Consider the following 268-nt stretch of genomic DNA (forward strand, 5'->3'; position numbering starts at 1 on the left):
GTTGAATTCAGGGGGAGTAGTTCATCAATGCGGCCATTAGGCCAGGTGGGGAGACGTTCAAGGGTGGCGGTCAGCCAGGCCAGGGGTTCGAGGCCGTTGAGTTTAGCGGTCGCCAGCAGGCTTTGAATGGCGGCAGCTCGCCGGCCAGCGCGTTCGGAGCCTGTGAACAGCCAGTTCTTGCGCCCCAGGGCAATCGGCCGGATGGCACTCTCGGCCGCGTTGTTGTCAATCGGCAGATCGCCGGTCTGGGCGTAGCGGCTCAGGGCTT

1 protein-coding gene is annotated in these 268 nt (G+C 63.8%); it reads right to left on the reverse strand.

The window, feature by feature from the left end; genetic code table 11:
* Nucleotides 1-268: transposase domain-containing protein (locus PZA18_RS24590; RefSeq protein ID WP_284103511.1), on the reverse strand; the 268-nt coding region annotated here is incomplete at both ends.

It is taken from the genome of Parachitinimonas caeni (assembly GCF_030129945.1).
GTDB classification, from domain to species: Bacteria; Pseudomonadota; Gammaproteobacteria; order Burkholderiales; family Chitinimonadaceae; genus Parachitinimonas; species Parachitinimonas caeni.